At 70.2% G+C, this 25,385-nt stretch carries 25 protein-coding genes; 10 read left to right on the top strand and 15 right to left on the bottom strand.

The features are described from left to right. Positions 1-2 precede the first annotated feature (2 nt). From MWM08_RS10640 to MWM08_RS10630, 3 genes are all read right to left on the bottom strand, one after another. Positions 3-299 carry a hypothetical protein gene (locus tag MWM08_RS10640; protein ID WP_244459417.1) on the bottom strand — a complete coding sequence of 99 codons (297 nt, stop codon included), beginning with the start codon at positions 297-299 and terminating at the stop codon, positions 3-5. Next, a complete protein-coding gene (locus tag MWM08_RS10635; protein WP_244459416.1) occupies positions 292-1,476 on the bottom strand; it encodes a pyridoxal-phosphate-dependent aminotransferase family protein in 1,185 nt (394 codons plus the stop codon). The genes MWM08_RS10640 and MWM08_RS10635 overlap by 8 nt, the downstream gene beginning before the upstream one ends. A 154-nt stretch (positions 1,477-1,630) precedes the next feature. Beyond that, complete coding sequence (locus MWM08_RS10630; RefSeq protein ID WP_244459415.1) at positions 1,631-1,909, bottom strand: hypothetical protein; 279 nt, start codon at positions 1,907-1,909, stop codon at positions 1,631-1,633. A gap of 458 nt (positions 1,910-2,367) precedes the next feature. Here MWM08_RS10630 and MWM08_RS10625 point away from each other — a divergent pair, with 458 nt between their 5' ends. From MWM08_RS10625 to MWM08_RS10585, 9 genes are all read left to right on the top strand, one after another. After that, positions 2,368-5,280 carry an FAD-binding and (Fe-S)-binding domain-containing protein gene (locus MWM08_RS10625; RefSeq protein ID WP_244459414.1) on the top strand — a complete coding sequence of 971 codons (2,913 nt, stop codon included), beginning with the start codon at positions 2,368-2,370 and terminating at the stop codon, positions 5,278-5,280. Continuing rightward, positions 5,277-5,849: a DUF924 family protein gene (locus MWM08_RS10620; protein WP_244459413.1), complete on the top strand. Its 573-nt coding sequence runs from the start codon at positions 5,277-5,279 to the stop codon at positions 5,847-5,849. The genes MWM08_RS10625 and MWM08_RS10620 overlap by 4 nt, the downstream gene beginning before the upstream one ends. A 700-nt stretch (positions 5,850-6,549) precedes the next feature. Then, the gene (locus MWM08_RS10615; RefSeq protein WP_244459412.1) at positions 6,550-7,302 is read left to right on the top strand and encodes a DUF1194 domain-containing protein; all 753 of its coding nucleotides are present in this window, start codon (positions 6,550-6,552) and stop codon (positions 7,300-7,302) included. A gap of 104 nt (positions 7,303-7,406) precedes the next feature. Then, the gene (locus MWM08_RS10610) at positions 7,407-8,354 is read left to right on the top strand and encodes an NAD(P)/FAD-dependent oxidoreductase (protein WP_244459411.1); all 948 of its coding nucleotides are present in this window, start codon (positions 7,407-7,409) and stop codon (positions 8,352-8,354) included. Next, a complete protein-coding gene (locus MWM08_RS10605; RefSeq protein WP_244459410.1) occupies positions 8,351-8,932 on the top strand; it encodes a pyridoxamine 5'-phosphate oxidase family protein in 582 nt (193 codons plus the stop codon). The genes MWM08_RS10610 and MWM08_RS10605 overlap by 4 nt, the downstream gene beginning before the upstream one ends. Continuing rightward, on the top strand, positions 8,929-9,177 hold the full coding sequence (locus MWM08_RS10600; protein ID WP_244459409.1) for a DUF3253 domain-containing protein: 249 nt from the start codon (positions 8,929-8,931) through the stop codon (positions 9,175-9,177). The genes MWM08_RS10605 and MWM08_RS10600 overlap by 4 nt, the downstream gene beginning before the upstream one ends. Then, positions 9,174-9,614, top strand: coding sequence for a DUF1499 domain-containing protein (locus MWM08_RS10595; RefSeq protein ID WP_244459408.1), 441 nt, complete (start codon positions 9,174-9,176; stop codon positions 9,612-9,614). The genes MWM08_RS10600 and MWM08_RS10595 overlap by 4 nt, the downstream gene beginning before the upstream one ends. Positions 9,615-9,624: 10 nt before the next feature. Continuing rightward, the gene (locus tag MWM08_RS10590; protein WP_244459407.1) at positions 9,625-11,352 is read left to right on the top strand and encodes an ABC transporter ATP-binding protein/permease; all 1,728 of its coding nucleotides are present in this window, start codon (positions 9,625-9,627) and stop codon (positions 11,350-11,352) included. Continuing rightward, the gene (locus MWM08_RS10585; protein ID WP_244459406.1) at positions 11,349-11,645 is read left to right on the top strand and encodes a hypothetical protein; all 297 of its coding nucleotides are present in this window, start codon (positions 11,349-11,351) and stop codon (positions 11,643-11,645) included. The genes MWM08_RS10590 and MWM08_RS10585 overlap by 4 nt, the downstream gene beginning before the upstream one ends. A gap of 9 nt (positions 11,646-11,654) precedes the next feature. Here MWM08_RS10585 and MWM08_RS10580 read toward each other — a convergent pair whose 3' ends face one another. Further along, the gene (locus MWM08_RS10580) at positions 11,655-12,530 is read right to left on the bottom strand and encodes an alpha/beta hydrolase (RefSeq protein WP_244459405.1); all 876 of its coding nucleotides are present in this window, start codon (positions 12,528-12,530) and stop codon (positions 11,655-11,657) included. A gap of 61 nt (positions 12,531-12,591) precedes the next feature. Continuing rightward, positions 12,592-13,578: a Bug family tripartite tricarboxylate transporter substrate binding protein gene (locus MWM08_RS10575; protein WP_244459404.1), complete on the bottom strand. Its 987-nt coding sequence runs from the start codon at positions 13,576-13,578 to the stop codon at positions 12,592-12,594. Between the two features lie 255 nt (positions 13,579-13,833). Here MWM08_RS10575 and MWM08_RS10570 point away from each other — a divergent pair, with 255 nt between their 5' ends. Beyond that, positions 13,834-14,583, top strand: a complete 750-nt coding sequence (locus MWM08_RS10570; protein WP_244459403.1) for an aspartate/glutamate racemase family protein — start codon at positions 13,834-13,836, stop codon at positions 14,581-14,583. Positions 14,584-14,801: 218 nt separating this feature from the next. Here the strand turns inward: MWM08_RS10570 and MWM08_RS10565 are convergent, their stop codons facing one another. The 10 genes from MWM08_RS10565 to MWM08_RS10520 all read right to left on the bottom strand — a co-directional run bounded on the left by MWM08_RS10565 (position 14,802) and on the right by MWM08_RS10520 (position 25,384). Then, a complete protein-coding gene (locus MWM08_RS10565) occupies positions 14,802-15,635 on the bottom strand; it encodes a flagellin (RefSeq protein WP_244459402.1) in 834 nt (277 codons plus the stop codon). A gap of 336 nt (positions 15,636-15,971) precedes the next feature. Further along, a complete protein-coding gene (locus MWM08_RS10560; RefSeq protein ID WP_244459401.1) occupies positions 15,972-16,754 on the bottom strand; it encodes a cold-shock protein in 783 nt (260 codons plus the stop codon). A gap of 109 nt (positions 16,755-16,863) precedes the next feature. Further along, a complete protein-coding gene (locus MWM08_RS10555; protein WP_244459400.1) occupies positions 16,864-18,126 on the bottom strand; it encodes an NAD(P)/FAD-dependent oxidoreductase in 1,263 nt (420 codons plus the stop codon). After that, positions 18,123-18,773 carry a 2-hydroxychromene-2-carboxylate isomerase gene (locus MWM08_RS10550; RefSeq protein ID WP_244459399.1) on the bottom strand — a complete coding sequence of 217 codons (651 nt, stop codon included), beginning with the start codon at positions 18,771-18,773 and terminating at the stop codon, positions 18,123-18,125. The genes MWM08_RS10555 and MWM08_RS10550 overlap by 4 nt, the downstream gene beginning before the upstream one ends. 7 nt (positions 18,774-18,780) lie before the next feature. Next, on the bottom strand, positions 18,781-19,185 hold the full coding sequence (locus MWM08_RS10545) for an AtzH-like domain-containing protein (protein ID WP_244459398.1): 405 nt from the start codon (positions 19,183-19,185) through the stop codon (positions 18,781-18,783). A 103-nt stretch (positions 19,186-19,288) separates the two neighbouring features. Continuing rightward, a complete protein-coding gene (locus MWM08_RS10540; RefSeq protein ID WP_244459397.1) occupies positions 19,289-20,080 on the bottom strand; it encodes an FAD binding domain-containing protein in 792 nt (263 codons plus the stop codon). A 72-nt stretch (positions 20,081-20,152) separates the two neighbouring features. Further along, positions 20,153-22,543, bottom strand: coding sequence for a xanthine dehydrogenase family protein molybdopterin-binding subunit (locus tag MWM08_RS10535; RefSeq protein WP_244459396.1), 2,391 nt, complete (start codon positions 22,541-22,543; stop codon positions 20,153-20,155). A gap of 166 nt (positions 22,544-22,709) precedes the next feature. Beyond that, a complete protein-coding gene (locus tag MWM08_RS10530; protein ID WP_244459395.1) occupies positions 22,710-23,213 on the bottom strand; it encodes a (2Fe-2S)-binding protein in 504 nt (167 codons plus the stop codon). A gap of 153 nt (positions 23,214-23,366) precedes the next feature. Next, positions 23,367-24,398 carry an ABC transporter ATP-binding protein gene (locus tag MWM08_RS10525; RefSeq protein ID WP_244459394.1) on the bottom strand — a complete coding sequence of 344 codons (1,032 nt, stop codon included), beginning with the start codon at positions 24,396-24,398 and terminating at the stop codon, positions 23,367-23,369. Then, positions 24,395-25,384, bottom strand: a complete 990-nt coding sequence (locus MWM08_RS10520; RefSeq protein WP_279323242.1) for an ABC transporter ATP-binding protein — start codon at positions 25,382-25,384, stop codon at positions 24,395-24,397. Before MWM08_RS10520 ends, MWM08_RS10525 begins: the two co-directional genes overlap by 4 nt. Between the last annotated feature and the right edge of the window lies 1 nt (position 25,385).

The raw sequence follows: 25,385 nt of genomic DNA, 5'->3' as shown, positions 1-25,385 counted from the left end.
CGCTAGGGCAGCAGCGCGCCCGCGATCGACGCCCATTCCTGGTCGAGCGGCCCCGTGGCCACCGGCCGGCCAGCGCGCCGGTACCAGTACCCGGCATTGGCGAGGTCGCCTTCCTTGCGGTGCAGGTAGGCGTGCACCCAGGCGCTGGCGGCATCCTCGCCGGCCTGCGCAGCCTCATGCGCGCGGGTCCAGTCGCCGCGCGCATCCCACCAAAGCGCCAGCAGCGGCCCCGCCAGGTGTGGCGGCGGGGCGCTGCCCGCCCTCGCACCGCGGCGGAAGGCCGCGACGCGGTCAGGCATTGCCCGACAGGTAGTCCATCGCCGCCTGCACGCCGCCGGGGCTGTGCGGCACGCCGGCCGCGCGCAGGCCCATCTCGACGCCGCCCAGCGTGCCGACCAGCTGCAGGTCGCCGAAATCGCCCAGGTGGCCGATGCGGAAGACGCGGTCGTTCAATTGCCCAAGGCCGTTGCCGAGCGACATGTTGTGCCGCTCGAGGATGGTGGCGCGCAGCGCGTTGGCGCTGTGGCCCTCGGGCAGGCGCACCGCGGTCAGCACGGATGAGTAGTGGCGGGGTTCGGCGCACTGGATCTCGAAGCCCCAGTGGCGCACGGCACGGCGCGTGGCTTCCGCGTGACGGTCATGGCGGGCGAAGACGTTCTCGAGCCCTTCCTCGAGCAGCATGTTCACCGCGGCATCGAGGCCGTAGAGCAGGTTCGTCGCGGGCGTATAGGGGAAGTAGCCTGTGGCGTTGGCCGCCAGCATCGGCTGCCAGGCCCAGAAGGACCGCGGCAGCTTCGCGCTCTCGCTCGCCTTGAGCGCCTTATCCGACACCGCGTTGAAGGACAGGCCGGGCGGCAGCATCAGCCCCTTCTGCGAGCCGGAGACCGTCACGTCCACGCCCCAGTCGTCGTGGCGATAGTCCATCGAGCCGAGCGAGGAGATGGTGTCCACCATCAGCAGCGCGGGATGGCCGGCGGCGTCCATCGCACGGCGGACTTCGTCCACGCGGGAGGTGGCGCCCGTGCTGGTCTCGTTGTGCACCACGCAGACCGCCTTGATGGCGTGGGCCTTGTCCTCGCGCAGGCGGGCTTCGATCTGCGCGACGTCGGCGCCGCGGCGCCAGTCGGTACGCACCAGATCTGTGACGATGCCGAGTCGGTCGGCCATCTCCTGCCACAGATGCGCGAACCAGCCGGTCTCGCACATCAGCACGCGATCGCCGGGCGACAGCGTGTTGGCCAGCGCGGCTTCCCAGGCGCCCGTGCCCGAAGCCGGGTAGATGATGACATGGCCCTTGGTGCCGAAGACGTGGCGCACCTTCTCGAGCAACTGCTTGCCGAAGATCCCGAAATCCGGCCCGCGGTGGTCCATGGTCGGGTTGTCGATGGCGCGCAGCACGCGGTCGGGCACGTTGCTGGGCCCGGGGATCTGCAGGAAATGGCGCCCGGCGGTGGGCTTCGACTGGAAATAGGCCATGGGACGTCCCTCTCGTGTGGGGACTACATGGCCGAGGATGCGCGCGGGCGCCAATGAGTTCGGCTGGTCGCGCCCATGAGCGGGCGCGATCCACACGAAGCGCCCTGCTTGGCAAGCGCGGCACCGGCCCGCCGCCCGCACCTGTCCACCCCCATCAGTATCCTGGGATGGGTGGCCGAGTGGCGAAGCCGCGCCCGAGCGGGGTCGCGAGCGTCTGCGCATCCATGGTCGCGCGCACCGGCGGGGGGAAGTCGATGTCGCCGAAGGTCTCGACATCGAGCGCCATCACCTCGGCGGTGCCGCGCTTTTCGAACTGGAAGGCCCAGAAATCGTCGAAGGTGCCGATGTCGAGCACGCGCTTGCCGCTGAGATCCGCCGGCAGGCCGTATTTCGCCAGATGCGGGATGTGGTTGAACTCGCCGGGCGTGAGCACCCGTGGCCAAGGTCGATGGTCTGGTACCAGCCGACCGAGGCAACGCGCTGGGCCAGCGCCGCCGTGGCGGCATCCGGCGCGGCGACGGGTGGGGTGGGCAGGGCGGCGTTCCAGGAGACGTCGCGCGCGGCATGGCGCCGGTCGGCCACGCCCTTGTACCATCGGTGCCAGGTGGACCCGCCGAGGCTGAGCTCGGCGCCATCGCGGCCGGCGGCCAGGCTGGCTTGCACCGGGCCGAGCCTGAGGGTCTTGCGGGGCGTGGGACATCTCACGATTGGCTGTTCCGCAAGCGTTGCGAAAGCGTGGTGCCGCTATAAATAGATTGCTGGCCATGTGCCGGGCGATGAGCCCCGCTTGTGAGACCGATCACAACTATCCATCGGACTTGCGCGCACGGGGCGGCTAAACCGGCATCACGGGCGGACGCTGTGCGCCGCCGCGCAGTCCGGGATGCCAGCATGAACGTAGTCTCGACGAACCGACCCGGCCTGGGTGACAGCCGCATCGCCGGCCGGCTGCGGCGCGAGACGCGCGGCGAGGTGCTGTTCGGCGCGGCGGATCGCGGCCGCTACGCAACCGATGCCTCCATCTACCAGGTCGAGCCCTATGGCGTGCTGGTCCCGCGCAGCATCGAGGATGTGCAGGCGGCGATGGCGCTGTGTCGCGACGAAGGCATCCCGGTGCTGGCGCGCGGCGGCGGCACATCGCAATGCGGGCAGACGGTGAACCGCGCGCTGGTGCTGGACTGCACGAAGTACCTGCGCGAGGTCGTCGAGGTGGATGCGGATGCGCGCATGGCGCGCGTACAGCCGGGCATCACGCTGGGCGCGCTGAACGATGCGCTGAAGCCGCATGGGCTGTTTTTTCCGGTCGATCCCTCCACCTGGCAGCGCTGCACCATCGGTGGCATGGCCGGGAACAATTCCTGCGGGTCGAAGTCGATCCGCTACGGGCTGATGGCGGACAACGTGACCGCCATTGATGCGCTGCTGGCGGATGGGTCAAGGTTCGTGTTCGGGGATTTGCCGGACAATCTGGGCGGCGACGTCCCTGCCGCCACGGCGGAGCTGATCCAGCGGCTGCGCGCGCTCGGTGCGCGGGAAGCTGAGGAGATCGCGGCGCGCTTCCCGAACCAGCTGCGGCGCGTGGGTGGCTACAACATCGAATCACTGACGCCGGCGGCGCGGGCGGAAGGGCGCGGCAACCTCGCGCGCGTGCTGGTGGGTTCGGAAGGGACGCTGGCGTTCTCGGCCGCGCTGGACCTGAAGCTGTGGCCGATCAAGCCGCGCAAGATTCTGGGCATCTGCCAGTTCCCGAGCTTCCGCGCGGCGATGGCGGCATCCCAGCACCTGGTCACGCTGGATCCCGAGGCGGTCGAGCTGGTGGACCGGACGATGATCGACCTGGGGCGGTCGATCCCGATCTATCGCGCCACCATCGACCGGATGGTGAAGGGCGAGCCGGACTCGCTGCTGATCGTCGAGTTCCACGGGCACGAGGATGCGCCGCTGCTGGCCGCGCTGGATCGGCTGGAGGAGATGATGGCGGACCTGGGCTATCCGGATGCCGTGGTGCGCGCCACCGATGCCGGTTTCCAGGCCGCGATTGCGGAGGTGCGCGAGGCCGGGCTGAACATCATGATGTCGATGAAGGGCGACGGGAAGCCGGTGTCCTTCATCGAGGATTGCGCCGTCGCCCTGCCGGACCTGGCCGACTACACGGAACGGCTGAACGACGTGTTCGCGAAACACGGCACAAAGGGCACCTGGTACGCGCATGCCAGTGTCGGCTGCCTGCACGTGCGGCCGGTCCTGAACATGAAGGACGGCGAGGACGTGCGGAAGATGCGCGCCATCGCCGAGGAATGCTTCGCCCTGGTGCGCGAATACAAGGGCAGCCATTCGGGCGAGCATGGCGACGGCATCGTGCGGTCCGAATTCAACGAGACGATGTTCGGCAGCCGCATCGCGCGCGCCTTCGAGGAAGTGAAGGATACCTTCGACCCGAATGCGCTGCTGAACCCAGGGCGCGTGGTGCGCGCGCCGCGCATGGATGACCGTTCGCTGTTCCGCTACGCGCCCGGCTATGCGGCGGACGGGGCGATCACGCCGGTGCTCGACTGGTCAGAGTATCCGGGGCCGCTCGGCGGGCTGCTGAGCGCGGTCGAGATGTGCAACAACAACGGTACCTGCCGTAAGTTCGATGCGAACGTCATGTGCCCGTCCTATCGCGCGACGCGCGACGAGCAGCACCTCACGCGCGGGCGGGCGAATACGCTGCGGCTCGCGCTGACCGGGCAGTTGCCGGGCGCGCTGGCTTCGGACGAGGTGGCCGAGGCGGTGAAGCTGTGCGTCTCCTGCAAGGGCTGCAAGCGCGAATGCCCGACCGGCGTCGACATGGCGCGCATGAAGATCGAGGTACTGGCGGCGCGCGCGAAAGTGCATGGCATCGGCTGGCGGGAGCGCATCATCGCGACACTGCCGCGCTGGGCGCGCTGGGCGTCGCTGCTGCCGCCGGTGGCCAATGCGCGCGGCTGGGTGCCGGGGCTGGCGACGCTGTCCGAACGGCTGCTTGGGCTGGCGGCCGACCGCCCCCTGCCCCGCTTCGCCTGGGGCGCCTTCCATGATGCCGAGCTGCGCGCGCCGGACGGGCGCGAGCGCGAGGTCATCCTGCTGCCCGACGCCTTCAACCGGTATTTCGAACCAGATAATCTGCGCGCTGCGATCCGCGTGCTGCGCGCCGCCGGATACGACCCCGCCGTGGCACGTCCGCCGCGCGGGATGCGGCCGCTGGATGAAGGGCGCACGCTGCTCGCCGCCGGGTTGGTCGACCAGGCGCGCGCGGAAGCTCGGCGGACAGTCGAGGCGCTGTCGGCCTGGAGCAGCCCGGTGGTGGGCATCGAGCCGTCCTCGCTGACCACGCTGCGCGACGAATTCCTCGCACTCCTGCCGGGCGAAGCCGCGCGCGCGCTGGCCGACCGCGCCTTCCTGCTGAGCGAATTCCTCGACCGCGAGAAGGCCGTGCTACCGCTGAAGCCCCTTCCCGGCGAGGCGCATATCCATGGCCATTGCCACCAGAAGGCCTTCGGCGCCTTTCCGCCAGCGCTGGCACTTCTGCGGCGCATCCCGGGGCTGACGGTGACACCCATTGCGTCGTCGTGCTGCGGCATGGCCGGGGCCTTCGGCTACCAGGCGGAGACGCTGTCCGCTTCAAAGGCGATGGCGGAACTCTCGCTGCTGCCGGCGGTGCGTGCGGCGGCGCCGGCGGCCTTCATCGTGGCGGACGGGACATCCTGCCGGCACCAGATCGGGGATCTCGCGGGGCGGGAGGCGATCCATTCCGTCCGGCTGCTGGAAAGGGCATTGGCATGACCACGCCGGCAGATGTGCTGGGCTTCTGGTTCGCGGAGGGGCCCGACACCTTCCGCGAGGCCTGGTTCAAGCGTGACGACGCCTTCGATGCCGCCATCCGCGACCGCTTCGCGGTGGCCACGCAGGCGGCGCGGGAGGGCGCGCTGGATGACTGGGCAACGCAGCCTGACAGCGCGCTGGCGCTGCTGGTGCTGCTGGACCAGTTCCCGCGCAACCTGCATCGCGGCAGCGCGGAAGCCTTCGCGAGCGACGCGCATGCCCGCGCGATCGCGCGCGATGTCGTGCTCGCGCATCGCTTCGACCTGGCACTGGCGCGCACCGAGCGCGTGTTCCTGTACCTGCCCTTCGAGCATTCGGAATCGATGGCTGACCAGGATGTCTCGGTCGCCCTGTTCGAAGGCCTGCGCGACGATGCGCGCATGGCGAAGCCCGACGGGACGATCGACTATGCCTGGCGGCACCGGGCGGTGATCGCGCGGTTCGGGCGGTTTCCGCACCGCAACGTGGCGCTCGGCCGAGACAGCACAGCGGCGGAAGCGACGTGGCTGGCGGCGGGGGGCGGGTTCTGAAGGGAGCATCGCCGTGCCGTCAGGGCGTGGCGGCCCGTTCAAGCCCTTCCTGGCGTTCGCGGGCATCGGTGATGCCAGGCGCCTGCTTCGCGTGACCTGGGGCCTCAGGATCCAAACCCAATCATCTGCCGGGCGCCTGGCCGGTCTCGCGCGGCATCCGCGGCGTCAGGCCGCTTGCCGATGCCACCAGCATCGGCAGCGCGTCCGTCCTGGCGGCCTGCCACGCGAACCTCGGCCATCCACATCGGGCCTGATTGGGTTTGAACCCTAGCCCTGCGGCCCGATCCGCAGCGGGGCGGGCGAGTGTGACGATGGTGACACAGTGACGTTACCAGTACGTTATGGCCGGAGAGGGCCTGCCAGGGGCGACGGCGCATCGAGCAGGGTGCGCACGGGGCTATGTGTGTCAGTGCACCGCTTACGAATTCTGTTGCCGGTCCATCGACGGCAGGCGTATAGGAATTAAATCAACGCCGCCACTGCGCCCGCGTTGCCTCCTTCCAGTGCAATCTGACCATTGACGCCGTGGCCTTGAGCGCCGCGCGTGCGATCTGCTAGTCGTTTACGCAAAATTGGTCAGAATCGCTCACTCTCTTGTTGCGCCGCACAATGCCGTCTGGCATTCCAGGCGTCGACCTTCGGACAGAAGGCGCGAGGAAGGACAGCACCCGGACGCACGGCCCCATCGGAGGTGTTCCCCATGTCGCGCACCCTCTTGTCCCGCCGCCTGATCCTCGCCGCCGGCCTTGCCGCCCCGGCCCTGATCGCCGCCCGCTCCGCCCATGCCACGGAGGAGGTCGATGTCGAGCTCGTGCTCGCCGTCGATGTCTCGCGGTCGGTCGATGCGCAGGAGATGGAGATGCAGATGACCGGCTATGCGGCCGCCTTCCGCGACCCGCGCCTGGCCGAGGGCATTGCCGGCGGGCCGCTCGGCGCCATCGCGGTCACGCTGTTCGTCTGGTCGGACTGGAACATCCAGCACACGCTGGTGCCGTGGATGCGCCTCGACGGCGCGGCGAGTTGCGCGCGCTTCGCCGCCGCGGTCGAGGGCGCGTCGCGCGAGACGTATCTCTACACCTCGATCTCGGGGGCGATCGACTATGCCGCGCGACAGTTCGGCACGCGGTATTCGGGGTTGCGCCAGGTGGTCGATATCTCGGGCGACGGGGTGAACAATTCCGGCCGGCCGCTGGCCGTGGCGCGGGAGGAGGCGTTGGGCAAGGGCATCGTGCTGAATGGCCTGGCGGTGCTGGACCAGACGCCGCAGCCCTCGGCCCTGCTGGCCGGCATCCCGCCGGTGGACGAGTACTACCGCGACCAGGTCATCGGCGGCCCCGGTGCCTTCCTGATGGTGGCCGAAGGCTATGACGCCTTTGCCGGTGCCGTCCGCCGCAAGATCATCCGCGAGATCGCGACTGCTCCCGGACCTTTGGTGGAGCGTGAGTACGCCTAGGTTCTCGCGGTCCAGGGGGCCGTAGCCCCCTGGTGGGGGAGCCCGAGGGGGCGACGCCCCCTCGGAGTCTTGCGCCCTCCGCGAATACCGCCATACCCGCAGCCATGATCGCCATCATCGGCGCCGGCCTCGCCGGCCTCTCCGCTGCGCGCGCGCTCGCCGCGCATGGAGTGCCCGTTCGCCTGTTCGACAAGGGCCGCGCGCCGGGGGGCCGGTTGGCGACTCGCCGCGCCGAGCAGGATGGCGTCCGGCTGCAGTTCGACCATGGCGCGCAGTATCTGCGGGCGGAGGGCGCGGACTTCGCCACGGCGCTGGCGGCTGCCGGCGCGCAGCCCTGGCCGGATGCCGCGCGGCGGGTGGGCGTGCCGGGGATGTCGGCGCTGCCGCGCGCGCTGGCGGAGGGCCTGGACATTGTGGCGTCGCGCCATGTCGGGCGCGTGGTGGGCGAACCGGGCGCCTGGCGCGTGCAGCACTGGGATGCGCGGGAGGCGAAGCCCGGCGCGCCGCTGCCCGCGACACCGCCGGTCGAGGACGGGCCCTTCTCCGCCGTGCTCGTGACGGTGCCGGCGCCCCAGGTGCTCGACCTGCTGCCGGGCTACGCCGCGGCGCTGGGCGGCGTGCGGTACGCGCCGTGCTGGACGGTGATGGCATCCTTCGAAACGCGCCTGCCATTGCCCGATACGCTGCGCCCCGATGGCCACGCGATAGGCTGGGCGGCGCGGGATTCGTCGAAGCCCGGGCGCGACGGCGGGACCGAATGCTGGGTCGTGCAGGCCGGGCCGGGCTGGACGCGGGCGCATCTGGAAGACCGCGCGGAGACGATCGTCGCAGCGCTGCTGGGCGAATTGGCGGCGTTGGCCGGTGCCCCGCTGCCCTCGCCGCGGTACGCGGCCGCGCATCGCTGGCGGTACTCGCTGCTGGAGGCATCGCTCGGCCAGCCCTGTCTGTGGGATGCGACGCAGCGGATCGGCCTGGCCGGCGACTGGTGCCTGGCGGGGCGCGCCGAAGCCGCGTGGGACAGCGGGGCGGCGTTGGCCGCCGCGGTGGCATGACTCGCCCGGCGCCGCCCGCCACGCCGCAGGAGGCGCTGGCGCAGGCCTTCGCACTGCTCTCGCGCGGCGTCGCCGACCGGCGCAGCCCGTTCCATACGCCCACGCTGGCGACGCGGGGGCTCGATGGCGCGCCGAGCCTGCGCACGGTGGTGCTGCGCGCCTTCGACCCCGCCGCGCGGCTGCTGCGCGTGCACACCGACCGGCGCAGCGGCAAGGTGGGCGAGATTGCCGCCGACCCGCGCGCCGCGCTGCATGTCTATGATGCCGGGGCGCAGGTGCAGCTGCGCGTCGCGGGCATTACCACGCTGCACGTCGATGATGCGGTGGCGCAGGCCGCCTGGACCGCGAGCCGGGAGATGAGCCGCATGACCTATGCCACGTTGCATGCGCCGGGTGCGCCGGTCGACGCACCGCCGGACGCACCGCAGGATGCCACCGCCGGCGCGGTGAACTTCGCCGCGCTCAGCCTGCGCATCGATGCGATGGACTGGCTGCTGCTGGCGGCGGCGGGGCACCGGCGCGCGCGCTTCGCCTGGGATCCGGATGGCGTGCTGTCGGCCGGATGGATCGCGCCATGAGCGAGCCCGCCATCCGCGACGCCATCCTGGCGCAGACCGAAGCGCGTGGGGCGGCGAAATCCATCTGCCCGTCCGAAGTCGCGCGCGCGCTGGAACCCGACGACTGGCAGAAGCTGATGCCGCGCATCCGGCGCGAGGCGGCGGTGCTCGCGCGCGAGGGGCGCATCGAGATCCTGCGCAAGGGCAAGCCGGTGGATCCCGAGGCGGAGATCCGCGGTGTCATCAGGTTGAGGATACGGGGATGATCGGGATGCTGTTCTCGCGTGGGGCGGCGGGCGTGCCTGCGCCGGCGCCGGTGGATTTCGCCACGCTGGCTTTGCCGGCCTCGCCCAATACGTGCCTGCTGACCCCCACCAGCGCGCCGGGCGTCGGGCATCTGCAACGTGACCCGTTTCCGGTCGCGGTCGATGCCGCCTTCGATGCCATTCGCGCGGTGGCGGCGGGACAGCCGCGGGTGTTCGCTCTGGCCGACTATGTGGAGCGGCGCCAGGCGCAATGGGTCGCGCGCACGCGCCTGATGAACTACCCCGACATCGTGGTGGCGGAGGTGGCGCCGACGGGCGGGGGCACGGGGCTGTGGCTGTATTCGCGCAGCCTGGTCGGCTGGTCGGACCTGGGTGCGAACCGTGCGCGGGTGATGGCCTGGCTGGCGGAATTCGAGCAGCGCCTGCGGCGCGGCTGAGGAGGCGCGCATGCGGCGGATCGGCCCCTTCCTGCGCGACGCCTGGGCGCTCGCGCGGCCCTATTGGTCGAGCGAGGATCGCTGGCGGGCGCGCGCGCTGCTCGCCGCCGTGGTCGGGCTGAACCTGTCGCTGGTGGGCATGACGGTGGTGCTCACCTTCTGGCAGCGGGCCTTCTACAACGCGCTGGAGGCCAAGGATTCGGAAGCCTTCATGGCGCTGCTGTTCACCTGGCACGTGACGCCGGATGAAGGCTTCCTGCCGTCCTTCACGATCGTGGCGTTCACCTACATCCTGATCGCGGTCTATGCGCTGTACCTGCGCCAGGCGCTCGAGATCCGGTGGCGGCGCTGGCTGACCGAGGTCTACCTGACCCAGTGGCTGGACGGGCGCGCGTATTACCGCATGGCGCTGACCGACCCGGTGACGGACAACCCGGACCAGCGCATTGCCGAGGATGCGCGGCTATTCGTGGACGACACGCTCGCCCTGGGGCTGGGGCTGATGCGGTCGGTCGTGACGCTGTTCTCCTTCGTGCTGGTGCTGTGGTCGCTGTCGGGGCCGGTGACGGTCTTCGGCGTGACGATCCCGGGCTACATGGTGTGTGTGGCGCTGGTCTATGCGGTGGTGGGGACCTGGCTCGCGCACCTGATCGGGCGGCGCCTCATCGCGCTGAACTTCAACCAGCAGAAGGTCGAGGCGGATTTCCGCTACGCGCTGGTGCGCTTCCGCGAGAACATGGAAGGCATCGCCCTGCATGGCGGCGAGGCGGACGAGAAGCGCGGCCTGACGCAGCGCTTCCGCGCGTTGATGGAGAACTGGTGGGGCATCATGTCCGCCACCAAGCGGCTGACGCTGTTCACCGTCGGGTACCAGCAGGTGGCGAGCATCTTTCCCATCGTGGTGGCCGCGCCGGCGTATTTCGCGGGGCGCATTCCGCTGGGCGGGCTGATCCAGACCTCGAGCGCCTTCGGCCAGGTGCAGGATTCGCTGTCCTGGTTCGTGGAGAACTATGCGCGACTGACCGAATGGCGCGCGACGGTGGAGCGCCTGACCGGCTTCACGCGCGCGGTGGCGGCGGCGCGCACGGCGCAGGGCGGGCCGGTCGCGGCGAAGGGCGATGGCGCAGGATTGGCGGTGCAGGACGTGACGCTGTCGCTGCCGGATGGGCGCGTGCTGGTGCAGGGCGCGGAGGCCGCGGTGGCGCCGGGCGAGAGCGTGGTGGTGACAGGCGCGTCTGGGTCGGGGAAGTCCACTCTGTTCCGCGCCATCGCCGGCATCTGGCCCTTCGGATCGGGGCGGATCGCGCTGCCCGCCACCGGGCGCGCGCTGTTCCTGCCGCAGCGGCCCTACATTCCGCTCGGGTCATTGAAGCGCGCGGTCTGCTACCCGGATGACGAGGCAGGGTTCAGCGATGCCGATGTCGCGGCGGCGCTGGAGGCGGCGGAGTTGCCGCAACTGGTCGGTCGCCTGCACGAGAACGAGCCTTGGGACCGGCGCCTGTCGGGCGGTGAGCAGCAACGCCTCGCGCTGGCGCGCGCGCTGCTGCTGAAGCCCGACTGGCTGTTCCTGGATGAGGCGACGGCGAGCCTCGACCCCGGCGCGGAGGAACGGCTGTACGCGAAGGTGAAGGACGCGCTGCCGGGAACGGCGATCATCTCCATCGCGCACCGCCCGGCGGTAGCGAAGTTCCATGACCGCGGGCTGCGGGTGGAGGGCGGGAGGCTGGTGCCCGGGTGAGCGACGCCTGGGTGCACATCCTGCTGGTCGCCGCCGTCACCCTCGGCGGTGCTGGGCTGGCAGGCCTCGTGGTGAGCTGGCTGGCCTGGCGCCGCGCCGGGCGGGACGTGCCGTTCGGCGCCTACTACGCCGCCACGCATCGCTTCTTCATGTTCAACCAGCCTATGCGGCAGGGGATGGACTGGGAGACGACACGCATCGCCGGGCGTCGCGACGTGATCCTGTGCCAGCGCATCATCCTCGCCATCAGCGTCGCGGCGCTGCTGGCCTTCCTGACGATCGCGCCGCGCTGACGGCGCGCGTCAGCCAAACAGCAGTGGTGCGGCGGCCTCCGCCATGCCGGCGTTGGAATGCCCCACGCCCGGGACGGTGACGACACGCCAGGCGAAGGGGGCGCCAGCCTCGGCCGCGGCGCGGCGCGACGTATCGAAGAAATGCCAGCCGCGCGCGAAGCGGTGGCTGCCCTGCGCCACCGCCCAGGGCTGGCGCGGCAGGCTGGCATGGTTGGGGTCGGTGTCGGCCTCGCCGAGTTGCAGGATGACGGGCCGGGCGAAGACCGCGCGCAGCACGGCAGGGTCGGCCGCGGTGCCGCCCAGGCCCTCGACGAAGGGGCGGTCGAAACGCGGCAGGGTGTAGGAGCCGCTGTTGGCGATCACCACCGCCTCGGCCCGCGGCGCGCCGGTCAGCAGCAGGAAGCGATGGACGAATTGCGCGCCCGCCGAATGGCCATAGAGCACGTAGCCGGGGCGTGTGGCGCCCGCGGCCTGCATGGCAGCGGCGACCACGCGGTCGAAGGCATGGAAGGACCACGCCTCGGGCGGCATGGCGCGGCCAGCCTCGTCCTGCAGGTTGCCGAAATTGTACCAGCGCGTGCCGGGGAATTTCTCGCGGCCGAATTCCGGCACCAGCAGCAGAAAGCCGTCGCGGTCGGACAGCGGGCGCCATTCGTCGCGGTAGCGGTCGGCATCGCGCTGCAGGCCGTGCATGACGACGCCCACCTTGCCGGCCGCCGTCCAGCCGGCGGGGCGGTGGAACCAGACGGGCATGGGCGCTGCGGTGGCGCCGGCGGGTTCGGGCACCTCGATGCGGCCGCTGCCGGGCGCGATCGGCTGCGCGCGCGCCGCCGCCGGCAGCGCGAGCGCGGCAACCACCAGGTCACGGCGGCGCAGTCGCATCATCCGACTTGCGCCCGCCGACGCGTGACGGCGCCGACCCGCCCCTGCCGTGTCACCGGTTGCCTCAATCCACTGTCGCGCCCGAACGGCGCACCACCTCGGCCCAGCGGGCGACGTCGGCGCGCTGGGTCTGCTGGAACTGCTCGGGCGTGTTGGGGGCGGCGGGCGGCGTGATGGCCTGGTTCTGGATCAGCCATTCGCGGAACTCGGGCGTGGCGATGATGCGGTTCACCTCGGCATTCATGCGCGTCACGATGGGTGCGGGCAGGTTGGCCGGGCCAAAAATGCCGTACCAGGTGGAGGTGTCCATCGGCGGCAGGCCGCAGGCCTCGCCCACCGTGGGCACGTCGGGCAGCGCGGCGAGCCGTTCGCGCGTGAGGACGAACAGCGCGCGCACCTGGCCCTGCCGGATCGGGCCCATCGCGGCGCCGGTCTGGTTGAAGAACAGGTCGATGTCGCCCGAAAGGAGGGCGGCGATCGCGCCGGGCTGCCCGCGGAAGGGCACGTGCAGCAGATCGAGCCCCGCGGCGGTGGCGAACTGCGCGCCGGCCAGGTGGGTCGAGGCACCATTGCCGGTCGAGCCGTAGGAGACCGCCTGCGGGCGGGCGCGCGCGGCGGTGAGCACCGCCTGGCAGTTGGTGAGGTTCGCGCGCCGCTCCGGGTTCACGATCAGCACGTTCGGCACGTCGCCCAGCAGCACCACCGGCGTGAAGTCGCGCAGCACGTCGAAGGGCAGCGAGCGGTAGAGGGCCGCGTTGATCGCATGGGTGCCCGCGGTGCCCATGTAGAAGGTGTAGCCATCCGGGCGCGCCTTCGCGACCAGGTCGGAGCCGATGTTCCCGCCCGCGCCGGTGCGGTTGTCGATCACGATGGGTTGGCCGAGCGCGCGCGCCAGCGGTTCGGCCAGGCGGCGGGCATAGATGTCGGTGCCCGCGCCGTTCGGGAAGCCGCCCATGAGGGTGATGGGGCGGTTCGGCCAGGGTGCATCCTGCGCCAGCGCAGGCAGGGCGGCGGCGGCGAGGGCGGCGGCGAGAATGCTGCGGCGGATCATGTCCCGGTCTCCTTCATTCAGGGCAAGGCGGCATGGCTGGCAGGGCCGCGGCGCGTGCCCCGGGCCGATCCTGGACAGGGCCGGCGGCCGACGGCCAGGTGCGGTTCCACCCGGTCGGTGGCTGTTCTACCGGGTTTTCCGACCGGACGGCACCGGCCTGCTCCCACCCACCCATCCAGGACCCCGTGATTGGGTGGGCGGGGGCGGGCCGGTGCCGATACCGACAGGTCGCAAAGCGCGCTAGCCTTGCCAGCCATGAACGCCCCCTCTCCTGCCCCGAGCCTCGCGCGGATCGCGCGCGGCGGGAAGTCCATCTATGGCGCGCCGCTCGGCATCCTGATGCTGGAGGCGCGCTTCCCGCGCATTCCGGGCGACATGGGCAACGGCGAGACCTGGCCGTTCCCTGTGCTGTTCCGCGTGGTGCGGGGGGCGACGCCCGAACGCGTGGTCCTGCAGGGTGCGCGCGGGCTGCTGCCGGAGTTCATCGCCGCCGCGCAGGACCTCGTGAACCTGGGGGCGGAGGCCATAACCACCAATTGCGGGTTCCTGTCGCTGTTCCAGGCGGAGCTCGCGGCGGCGGTCGGCGTTCCGGTCGCGACATCCTCGCTGATGCAGGTGCCCTGGGTGCAGGCGACGCTGCCGCCGGGGAAGCGGGTGGGCGTGGTGACGGTGAGCAAGGGGTCGCTGACGCCGGCGCATCTGCAGGCCGCCGGGGTGCCGCTCGACATTCCAGTGGTGGGAACCGAGGGCGGACGCGAATTCTTCCGCGTGCTGATCAGCGCGGCGAAGACCGACCTGGATGTGGGCCTGGCCGAGCAGGACATCCTCGAGGCCGGCCGCGCGCTGGTGGCGGCGCATCCGGAGGTCGGCGCGATCGTGCTGGAATGCACCAACATGCCGCCTTATGCGGCCGCGCTGGCGGAGGCGGTGGGGCTGCCCGTCTACGACATCTATTCGATGATCACGTATTTCCACGCAGGCCTGCGGCCCCGGCGCTTCGTCTAGAGTCGTTTGCTGTAGCGACCATCGTCACCCGGCCAGATGATTCCATCCGAGCGGGACTCTGCCCTGGGTGACCCTCGGACGGCCGGCGCGGCGCATCCCGGCGGCTTGCCGTCGCGCCGTGCACCGGCGCGCCGAGGCCGGATGTCGGCTATTCGCGGTCGCGCCTTGCCTGCCCGGATCGCACCGCGACCCGCGCGGTGTGCGGCCGCTTGCCGTGATCAACCCTGGAACAGGCTGAGCAGCGACTGCGGCGCCTGGTTGGCGATCGACAGCGACTGCGTGCCCAGCTGCTGGCGGATCTGCAGCGCCTGAAGCCGCGCCGATTCCTTCGCGAGGTCGGCGTCGATCAGCGCGCCCAGACCACCATCCAACGCATCGAGCTTGTCGCGGTTGTAGCCGATCTGCGCATCGACGTAGCGCGCATCGGAGCCGTACTGGTTCAGCGCATTCGCGATGACCGTGTTGATCGTGCCCCAGTCCCCGCCGGCGCCGAGCGCCGCCTGCGCGCCTGCGGCATCGGTCGGTGCGGCGGCCACGATCATGGTGCCCGCGCCGTCCACGGCGGTGAGGGTATAGGTGGTGCCGGCCTCGTTGCGGGTGGTGGTGATGTCCCCGCCAGCCGGCGCGGTGGTCGAGAGCAGGGTCCGGCCGTTGTAGGTCGAATCCTCGATGAAGTTGGTGATTTGGGTACGCAGCGCCTCGTACTGTGCCTCGTACTGCGCGCGCTGGTCGGTGTTGAGCGTGTCGTCGGCCAGGCGCACCAGCGTCTCGCGCACCTTGATCATGGTGTCGGAGACCTTGCGCAGTCCAGCGAGCGCCGTGTCGAGCACGCCCTTCACGCCGCCGAGCTGTTCATTGGCAGCCGTGAGGCCCGCGACATCCGCCCGGACCGACTGCGCGACGGCGAAGGCCGCGCCGTCATCCTTCGCGTCGGAGACGCGATAGCCGGTGGAGACGCGCTTCTGCGTGGCGTTGAGCGCCTCATTGGTGCGATTCAGCGACTGCAGCGCCACCATGGCGCCGAGATTCGTGTTCACCGAATTGAGGCTCATCGGGATCTTCCCTTCACTCGGACGGGATATTCCCGCCGCGCTGCTACTGTGGCGCCGAGTGATGAAGCGAGCGTTAAGCGCGAAGATTTTTTGTGCGCCCCCTGTCGCCGGGCACCGGCATGCGCTGGCCTGGCTGCGCGGTCCGCGCTGGGACGGCTGGCAGACGGGGCGCGGTCGCACCGTGCGCTCCCGGATCCGCTGCGCGGTCCGACAGGGTGTGCGGTGGCGCTCGCGTGCCGTCGCGTCCGACCATGCGCCCCGCGTACTGAACGCCAGGCAAAGAAAAACCCCGCGGCCTTGCGACCGCGGGGCTGTCCCGAACCGATCCGCGAAGGATCAGTCCTTCATGTTCACGGCCTGGCGGCCGCGCTGGCCGTCGCGCACCTCGAGCGAGACTTTCTCGCCCTGCTGCACGTCCTGCTTGCCCGCGCGCTGCAGGACCGAGGAATGCAGGAACACGTCCTGGCCGCCATCTTCCGGCGTGACGAAGCCGAAGCCGCGGACCTGGTCGAACCACTTGACCGTGCCGGCCACGTCGTAGGTCGGGCCACCTTCGTCCCGGCCGCCGAAATCGCGCCGCGGCGGACGGTCGCCGAAGGCGCGCGGCGGACGATCGCCGAAGCCACCACCACCACCGCCGAAGCCACCGCCGCCACCGAAGTCGCGCCGCGGGGGACGATCGCCGAAGCCACCGCCGCCGCCGCCGCCGAAGTCGCGCCGCGGGGGACGGTCGCCGAAGCCGCCGCCGCCGCCGAAGTCGCGCCGCGGCGGACGGTCGCCGAAGCCACCACCGCCACCCGGGCCGCCGAAGTCACGCCGCGGCGGACGATCGCCGAAGTCGCGCCGGGGCGGGCGCGCACCGGCGCCGCCGCCTTCGCCACGCTTCAGCTCAACGATGCGGGTCACGAGGCGACGGCCCTGGCGGTCCGTGCCGATTTCGCACACCAGCTTGTCGCCGGTGTCCGGGGGTTCGATCCCGGCCTCGGTCAAGGCCGAGGCATGGAAGAAGACGTCGGTGCCGTCCGGTCCAAGCACGAAGCCGAAGCCCTTGCGGCCATTGTACCACTTCACCTCGGCCTCGATCGGCCCGGCGCCACCCTGATTATCGAATTCAGACACGTTCCTGCAGGTCCACAAACTAGAGGCGATCCTGCGGGATGCAGGGCCGCTACGTGTCAAGATGGCACTGCGCAAATGGGAAAGCGAGTGAAAAAGGGGTTCTCGCGCCTTACGCGAATCGGCGGGGGTCAAAGGATCCGATCGGGATTTCCGGCGCCCGCCCGCCCAGCAGCGCGGCCACGATCCGCCCGGTCCGCGCGCCCGCCACCAGGCCGGTATGGCCATGGCCGAAGGCATGGATCACGTCGGCCGTGGCACTGGACGGGCCCAGGCAGGGCTTGCCATCCGGCATGGAGGGGCGATGGCCCATCCAGACCTTCACGCGGCTGGCCGGCAGGTCGCGCGGCAGGCCGGGGAAGCAGGAGACCAGGTGGTCGCGCAGGATTTCGGCGCGCTTCCAGTTCGGCGCGGCCTCGAGGCCCGCGATCTCGACCTGGCCGGCGCAGCGCAGCCCGCCCGCCGTGCGCATGATCGACATCTTGCCATCCGAGGGCATCAGGCCGTGCCGCGGCGCGACCTCGGGGTCTGTCAACTGGGCGTGGTAGCCGCGCTCGGTCTCGAGCGGGACGGCATCGCCCAGCGCGGCGGCGAGCGGCTTGGCGTGCGCCCCGGCAGCGATCACGGCGGCATCGGCGGCGACCTCTCCCTGGTCGGTCGTGACCGCGCGCAGGCGGCCACCCTCGACCCGGAAGCCGGTGGCGCGGGCGCGCACCAGCGACGCCCCCTGCCCCACCGCATGGGCCACCAGCGCAGCCACATAGGCGCCGGGGTCGGTGCAGTGCCCGCCTTCCTCGACCATGACGCCGAAGGTGTAGCGGCGGTCGAGGTCGGGTTCGCGCTGGCGCAGGTCATTCGCGTCGAGTTCCATCCAGCGGACGCCGACCTTCTGGCGAATCTCCCAGGCCTTGGCCTCGGCCGCGAAATCGGCGCGGGACGGATAGATGTAGATCAGCCCACGCCGTTCGATCAGGTGGCCGACGCCGGCTTCCTCGGCGAGGGCGGCGTGCAGCGCGGGGGCATCGACCACCAGTGGGCGCAATGCGCGCGCGGCGTCCTCGACACGGGCCCAGGTCCAGCCGGCGCGCAGGTATTGCACCAGCCAGGGGGCAACGCGCGGGAGGTAGGACCAACGGATGGCCAGCGGGCCCAGCGGGTCGGCCAGGAATTTCGGAATCTTCTTCCACAGCCCGGGGACGGCCGGCGGGATGACCGACATCGGGCTGAGCCAGCAGCCATTGCCGTAGGAGGCCGCCTGTTCGCCGCCCGGGTCGGCCGGGTCGATCAACGTGACGCGGTATCCCTCGCGCAACGCCTCGATGGCCGAACACGCGCCGACGATGCCCGCACCGATGATCGCGACGTGGCGGCTCATGAGGCGCGCGTCTTGCCGATCACCTTGGACGGGCCGGACTGCACCTGCACGCCGGACAGGTACTGGTCCAGGAAGAACAGCCGGTCCTGGCCCCAGAGGAACAGGTCGTCGCAGAAGAAGGTCGGCGCACCGAAGACGCCGCGGGCCACGGCCTCCTGGTTGTTGCGGTCCCATTCGGCCATGACGGACTGGCTTTCTTCCTCGCGGTGCAGGGCATCGCCGGGCAGGCCTTCGTCCTCGGCGATGGCCACGCGCACGCGCGGGTCGGCGATGTCGCGTTCATCGACCCACAATGCGTGCAGGATGGCGTGGCTGAGCGCCTGCGCGTCCATCCCGCGCGCCTGCGCGGCCATCACCATGCGCCCGGCGGGGCGCTGGTCGGTCGGCGGATAGTGCTTCGGCTTCAGCTTGATGGGCATGTTCAGGTGGCGCGACCAGCGGTCCAGTTCCAGCGCGTGATAGTCCTGCCTTGGTTCGGGACGCGTGCGCAGCGGGATGCCGCCGGTGTGCTTGATGACCAGGCGGAAATCATAGGGCTTCAACACCAGCGTCGCGCCCTGGCGCTTCACGATGTCGGTGAGTTGCGGTCCCGCGAAATACATCCACGGGCTGGACAGGGTGTAGAAGCACTCGACGGTCTGGCCCATGGCGCCCTCACCCTTTCTGCGTGCGGCCGGGATCATGCCCCGCGAGCAGCGAGACATGCGCGGATACCACGCGCCAGCCGTGGTCGGGCAGGCGCACCATGATCTTGGTCTCGCGCCCCACCAGGCCGGTGCCGACGCGTTCGTATTCCAGGTGCGTGCAGGCGAAGTCGCGGCCGAAGGATGTGATGTGGACCTTTCGCGTGATGCGCGCGGCGTAGGTCTTCACCGTGGCGCGGAAGGCGCGGATGGCGTCGATGCCATACAGGATTTCCGTCACGCCGAAGCGCACGGTGCGCGGGTCCGGCCAGAAGGAGGCATCGAGCACATCTGTGTCGTTGCCGGCGATCGCGGCCTCGTAGCGGTCGAAGACCGCACGGGCCTCGGCGATCACGTCGGGGTTGTCGATCTCCATCGCATGCGACTCCCGGTATTTGCGCGAGCATGACGCGCAGCGGCCCGGAACGCAAAAGGGCCGGGCGTGGCGCGCCCGGCCCTTCGCGGTGCCGCGATACGTGTCAGCCGGCGGCGGCGATCGCGCGCTTCGCCATCACGCCGACCAGGTGGGCGCGGTATTCGGCGCTGCCATGGATGTCGGAGTTCAGGTCGTCCGGCGCCTGCTTGATGTTCGCCACCGCATCGGGCGACCAGTTGGCGGCGAGCGCGGCCTCCATCGCCGCCTGGCGGAACACGCAGGGGCCCGCGCCGTTCACCGCGACGCGGACCGTGCCGCCGGCCTTCGAGACGAAGACGCCCGCCATGACGTAGCGGCTGGCCGGGTTCTTCATCTTGGCGTAGCCGGCCTTGTCGACGATCGGGAATTCGACGGCGGTGAGGATCTCGCCGGGTTCCAGCGCGGTGGTGAACATGCCGAGGAAGAAGTCGTCGGCGGCGATCTTGCGGCTGCTCGTGTGGATCGTGGCGCCCAGCCCCAGCACCGCGCCGGGGTAGTCCGCCGCCGGGTCGTTGTTCGACACCGACCCGCCGATGGTGCCGCGATTGCGCACCTGCACGTCACCGATATGCGAGGCCATGTACGCGAGCGCGGGGATCGCGGCCTTCACCTCGGCGCTGGTGGCGACATCCACATGGCGGGTCAGCGCGCCGATCACGATGGCGTTGCCGACGCGCTTGATGCCCTTCAGTTCCGCGATGCCCGACAGGTCGACCAGCGCGGAGGGCTTGTTGAGCCGATGCTTCAGCGCGGGCAGCAGCGTGTGCCCACCCGAGATGGCCTTGGCGTCCGGATCGGCCAGGAGCTTCACCGCATCGGCGACGGAGCCCGGCTTGTGGTAGGCGAAATCATACATGGTCGTCGCTCCTTGCGTCGCGGACCGCGGGGCGGGGCTGCGCGGCCCCGGCCCGGCGGGCCTTCCGGTTGTCTATTCCGCCGCCATCCGGCGGCCACCATTGACGATCTGCCAGATCTTGGACGGTGTCGCGGGCATGTCCAGGGTCCGCACGCCATAGTCGCGCAGCGCATCGACCACGGCGTTGATGACGGCGGGCGGCGAGCCGATCGCGCCGACCTCCCCGCAGCCCTTCACGCCCAGCGGATTGTGCGTGCACAGCGTGGTATGGGTCGCGACAGACACGGGTGCCAGGTCGTCCGCGCGCGGCATCGTGTAGTCCATCATGGACCCCGACAGCAGCTGGCCGTCGGCGTCGTAGACGCAGGTCTCGAGCAGCGCCTGGCCGATACCCTGCGCGATGCCGCCCTGCACCTGCCCTTCCACGATCATCGGGTTGATGACGCGGCCCACATCATCGACCGCGGTGAAGTTCACCATGGAGACCTTGCCGGTGTCGGGGCAGATCTCGACCTCGGCGATGTGGCAGCCGCCGGGATAGGTGAAGTTCTTGGGGTCGTAGAAGGCGGTTTCCTCGAGCCCGGGTTCGAGTTCCTCGATCGGGTAGTTGTGCGGCACATAGGCGGCGACGGAGATGTCGACCAGCGCCTTCGTCTTGTCGGTGCCCGCCACGCGGAAGGTGCCACGGTCGAATTCGATGTCGTCGACATCGGCTTCCATCAGGTGGGCGGCGATGCGCTTGCCCTTGGCGATGATCTTGTCCATCGCCTTCATCATCGCGGAGCCGCCGACGGCGAGCGAGCGCGACCCGTAGGTGCCCATGCCGAAAGGCACCTTGGCGGTATCGCCATGCACGATGTCGACCTGCGCGGTCGGCACGCCGAGCTTGTCGGCGACCAGTTGCGCGAAGGTGGTCTCGTGGCCCTGGCCGTGGCTGTGCGCGCCGGTCAGCACCGTGACGCTGCCGGTGGGGTGCACGCGGATGGTGCCGACTTCGTACAGGCCGGCGCGCGCGCCGAGCGAGCCCACCACGGCCGAGGGCGCGATGCCGCAGGCCTCGAGGTAGGTCGAGATGCCGATGCCCCGCAGCTTGCCGCGCTTCGCCGCTTCGGCGCGGCGTGCTTCGAAGCCGGCCCAGTCGGCGGTGACCAGCGCCTGGTCGAGCGTCGCCTGGTAGTTGCCGCTGTCGTATTGCAGCGCGACCGGCGTCTGGTAAGGAAACTGGCCGGGCTGGATGAAGTTGCGCCGACGGAGTTCGACGCGGTCGATGCCGGTCTCCTGCGCCGCCACGTCCATCAGGCGTTCCAGCAGGAAGGTCGCCTCAGGCCGGCCGGCGCCGCGATAGGCATCGACCGGGACGGTGTTGGTGAAGACCGCCTTCACCTCGCAATAGATCACCGGCGTGGTGTAGGTGCCCGCCAGCAGCGTGGCGTACAGGTAGGTCGGCACGCAGGGCGCGAAGGTGGACAGGTACGCGCCCATGTTCGCGTGGGTGTGCACCTTCAGGCCGAGGATCTTGCCGTTGGCATCGAGCGCGAGTTGCGCGTTCGAGATGTGGTCGCGCCCATGCGCGTCCGACATGAAGGATTCCGAACGGTCGGCGGTCCACTTCACCGGCCGGCCGAGCTTGCCGGCGGACCAGGTGACGATCGCTTCCTCGGCATAGTGGTAGATCTTGGACCCGAAGCCACCGCCGACATCGGGTGCGACCACGCGCAGCTTGGATTCCGGGATGTGCAGCACGTTCGCGCCCATCAGCAGGCGGATGACGTGCGGGTTCTGGCTGGTGGTGTGCAGCGTGTAGTCGCCGGTCGTCTGGTCGAACTCACCCAGTGCCGCACGCGGTTCCATCGCGTTCGGGATCAGCCGGTTGTTGACCATGTCGAGCGAGACGATCTTGTGCGCCTGCGCAAAGGCCGCATCCAGCACCGCCTTGTCGCCGATGTGCCAGTCGTAGCAGAGGTTCCCCGCCACGCCATCATGCACCGCCGGTGCCCCCGGCTTCACCGCGTCCAGCATGTTCACGGCGGCGGGCAGCACATCGTAGGTGACGGCGATGGCTTCGGCCGCGTCGCGCGCCTGTTCGCGCGTGGCGGCGATGGCAACGGCGACCGGGTCACCCACATGGCGCACCTTGTCCTGCGCCAGCACCGGATGCGGCGGCTCGGCCATCGGCGAGCCGTCCTTGTTGTGGATCTGCCAGCCGCAAGGAAGGCCGCCGATATTGTCCTTCGCCATGTCGGCGCCGGTGAAGACCGCGACCACGCCGGGCATCTTCGCCGCCGCCGACGTGTCCACCGCGGCCAACCGCGCATGGGCATGCGGGCTGCGCAGAATCCACGCATGCAGCTGGCCCTGGCGGTTGAAATCGTCGGTATAGGCGCCGCGGCCGCGCAGGAAACGGAAGTCTTCCTTGCGGCGCAGACTGGCGCCGATGCCCTCGAAGGGTGCCACCACGTTCATGGTCGTTTCGCTCCCAATTGTTGTATCGCCCGGGATTTGCCGGGCCGGTTGTTGGGGCGCATCTGCGCGCCCTCTCGCGGTCCGCGCGCCCTGCTGCGCGCCTGCGCGTTCGGCGCGCCCTGGGGCGCACCTGCGCGGTCCGCGCGCCTCGCGGCGCGACGCGGCCCTATTCGGCCGCGCGCGCGATCTCGCTGCGCTTGCCGTGCATCACGTCCGCCGCCGCGGCGATGGCGCGCACGATGTTATGGTAGCCGGTGCAGCGGCAGAGGTTGCCTTCGAGACCCTCGCGGATCTGCTGTTCCGTGATGCCGTCGGGGTGCTTGTTCACCAGGTCGATGGCGGACATCACCATGCCCGGCGTGCAGAAGCCGCACTGCAGGGCGTGGTATTCGCGGAAGGCCTCCTGCATGGCGTGCAGCGTGCCATCGGCGGCGGCAAGACCTTCGATGGTGGTCACGTTCGCACCATTCGCCATGACGGCGAGCGTGGTGCAGGACTTCACGCTCTCGCCGTTGATGTGCACCACGCAGGCGCCGCACTGGCTGGTGTCGCAGCCGACATGCGTGCCGGTCAGGCGCAGCTTCTCGCGCAGCAGTTCGACGAGCAGGGTCCGGCCCTCGACCTCCGCCGTGTGGGTCTGGCCGTTCACGGTCAGCGTGACCTGCGGCATTGCGCGTCTCCCCAAGCTTGTGTCTGGATTTCGGGCATGTGGCGCCCGGGCGTGATGGCGCAAGCCTCGCCCTGCAGCCCCCGCTTCGTCAAGCGTCCGACAGCGCGCGCAGCGAGGCGGTCCGAAGATTGCGAACCGCTCGCAACAGCGCGGTCAGTGATGTGCGATCACCGCCGCACCGCGCGCGCCGGACAGCGGGTTCTCCGCGGCGGGGCGGTCGTGCAGGTGGCAGGCTGCCCAGTGGCCTTCCTCGGTCTGGCGCAGCTGGGGTTCGTCCTTGCGGCAGCGGTCGAAGGCATAGGGGCAGCGGGTGTGGAAGCGGCAGCCCTTGGGCGGCTTGATCGGGGACGGCACATCGCCGGTCAGGATGATGCGTTCGCGCTGCGCGCCGGGTTCGGGCACCGGCACGGCGGAAAGCAGGGCTTCGGTATAGGGGTGCTTCGGCGCCGAAAAAAGTGCACGCTTCGGCGCGACTTCCACGATCTTGCCGAGATACATCACAGCGACGCGGTGCGTCATGTGTTCGACGATCGCCAGGTCGTGGCTGATGAACAGCATCGCGAGGCCCAGTTCCTTCTGCAGGTCCTGCAGCAGGTTCACTATCTGCGCCTTCACGGACACGTCGAGCGCGGAGACCGCCTCGTCGCAGATGATCAGGTCCGGGTCGGCCGCCAGAGCGCGCGCGATGCAGATGCGCTGCCGCTGCCCGCCCGAGAATTCATGCGGCCAGCGCCCCACCGCATCGCGCGGCAGGCGCACGCGGTCCATCAGTTCGGCCACCTTGCGCTCGATGTCGGCAGAGTCCTTGGCGAGGCCGAAGTTGCGGATTGGTTCGGCCAGGATGTCGCGCACACGCATGCGCGGGTTGAGGCTGCTGAAGGGGTCCTGGAAGACCACCTGCATCCGCCGGCGCATGGGCCGCAGCGTGCCGGCCGCCATGTCGTCGATGCGCTTGCCGTCCAGGATCACCTGGCCGGAGGTGAGCGGGAACAGCCGCAGGATGGCCTTGCCGACTGTGGATTTCCCGCAGCCCGATTCGCCCACCAGCGACAGCGTCTCCCCCTTGTTGATGGAGAAGGAGACGCCATCCACTGCGAAGACCGAGCCGGTCCGCCCGCCGAAGAACCCGCCATGGATCGGGAAGTGCTTCTTGAGGTCGTTGACCTCGAGGATCGGGGTGCTCATGCGGCGACGGCGTCCTTGATGGCGTAGTGGCAGGCCGCGATGTGGCCCGGTGCCTTTTCCTCGAGCGCGGGCGCGACCTTGGTGCAGAGGTCGGTCGCGTGCGGGCAGCGCGAGGCGAAGACGCAGCCATCGAGCTTGCGCTTCAGGCTCGGCACCAGGCCCGGGATCTCCTGCAGCCGCGTCTCGGTGCCCGTCAGCGACGAACCGAGCTTCGGCATCGAACCCAGCAGCCCCTGCGTATAGGGGTGGCGCGGGTTGCGGAACAGCGGGCCGACGGCCGCTTCCTCGACCTTGCGGCCGGCGTACATGACGATGACGCGCTCCGCGACCTCGGCCACCACGCCCAGGTCATGGGTGATGATGACGATGGCCGCGCCCACCGTGCGCTTGAGGTCGCGCATCAAATCGAGGATCTGCGCCTGGATGGTCACGTCCAGCGCCGTGGTCGGTTCGTCCGCGATCAGCAGCTTCGGATTGCACGCCAGTGCGATCGCGATCATCACGCGTTGCCGCATGCCGCCGGAGAGTTGATGCGGGTATTCGCGCACGCGGCGCTTGGCTTCCGGGATGCCGACCAAGTCCAGCATCTCGACCGCGCGGGCCTCGGCGGCCTGGGCCGACAGGCCCTGGTGCAGGCGCAGCGTCTCGCCGATCTGCCGGCCCACGGTCAGCACCGGGTTCAGCGAGGTCATCGGCTCCTGGAAGATCATGCTGATCTCGTTGCCGCGGATGGCGCGCATCTCGCGGTCCGAGCACTTCAGCAGGTCGCGACCTTCGAATCGGATGGAACCGGCGATCTTGCCGGGTGGCTCGGGGATCAGCCGCAGGATAGACATGGCGGTGACCGACTTGCCGCAGCCGGATTCGCCCACGATGGCGACGGTCTCGCGCGCCTCGACCTGGAAGTTCAGGCCATCGACGGCGCGGTTGACGCCATCGACGCCGCGGAAATGCGTCTGGAGGTTTTCGACTTCGAGCAGCGCCACC

It is taken from the genome of Roseomonas fluvialis (assembly GCF_022846615.1).
Classification (GTDB): Bacteria; Pseudomonadota; Alphaproteobacteria; order Acetobacterales; family Acetobacteraceae; genus Neoroseomonas; species Neoroseomonas fluvialis.
The sequence above is the reverse complement of the archived record's forward strand: the minus strand, read 5'-3'. Positions and strand labels throughout refer to the sequence as shown.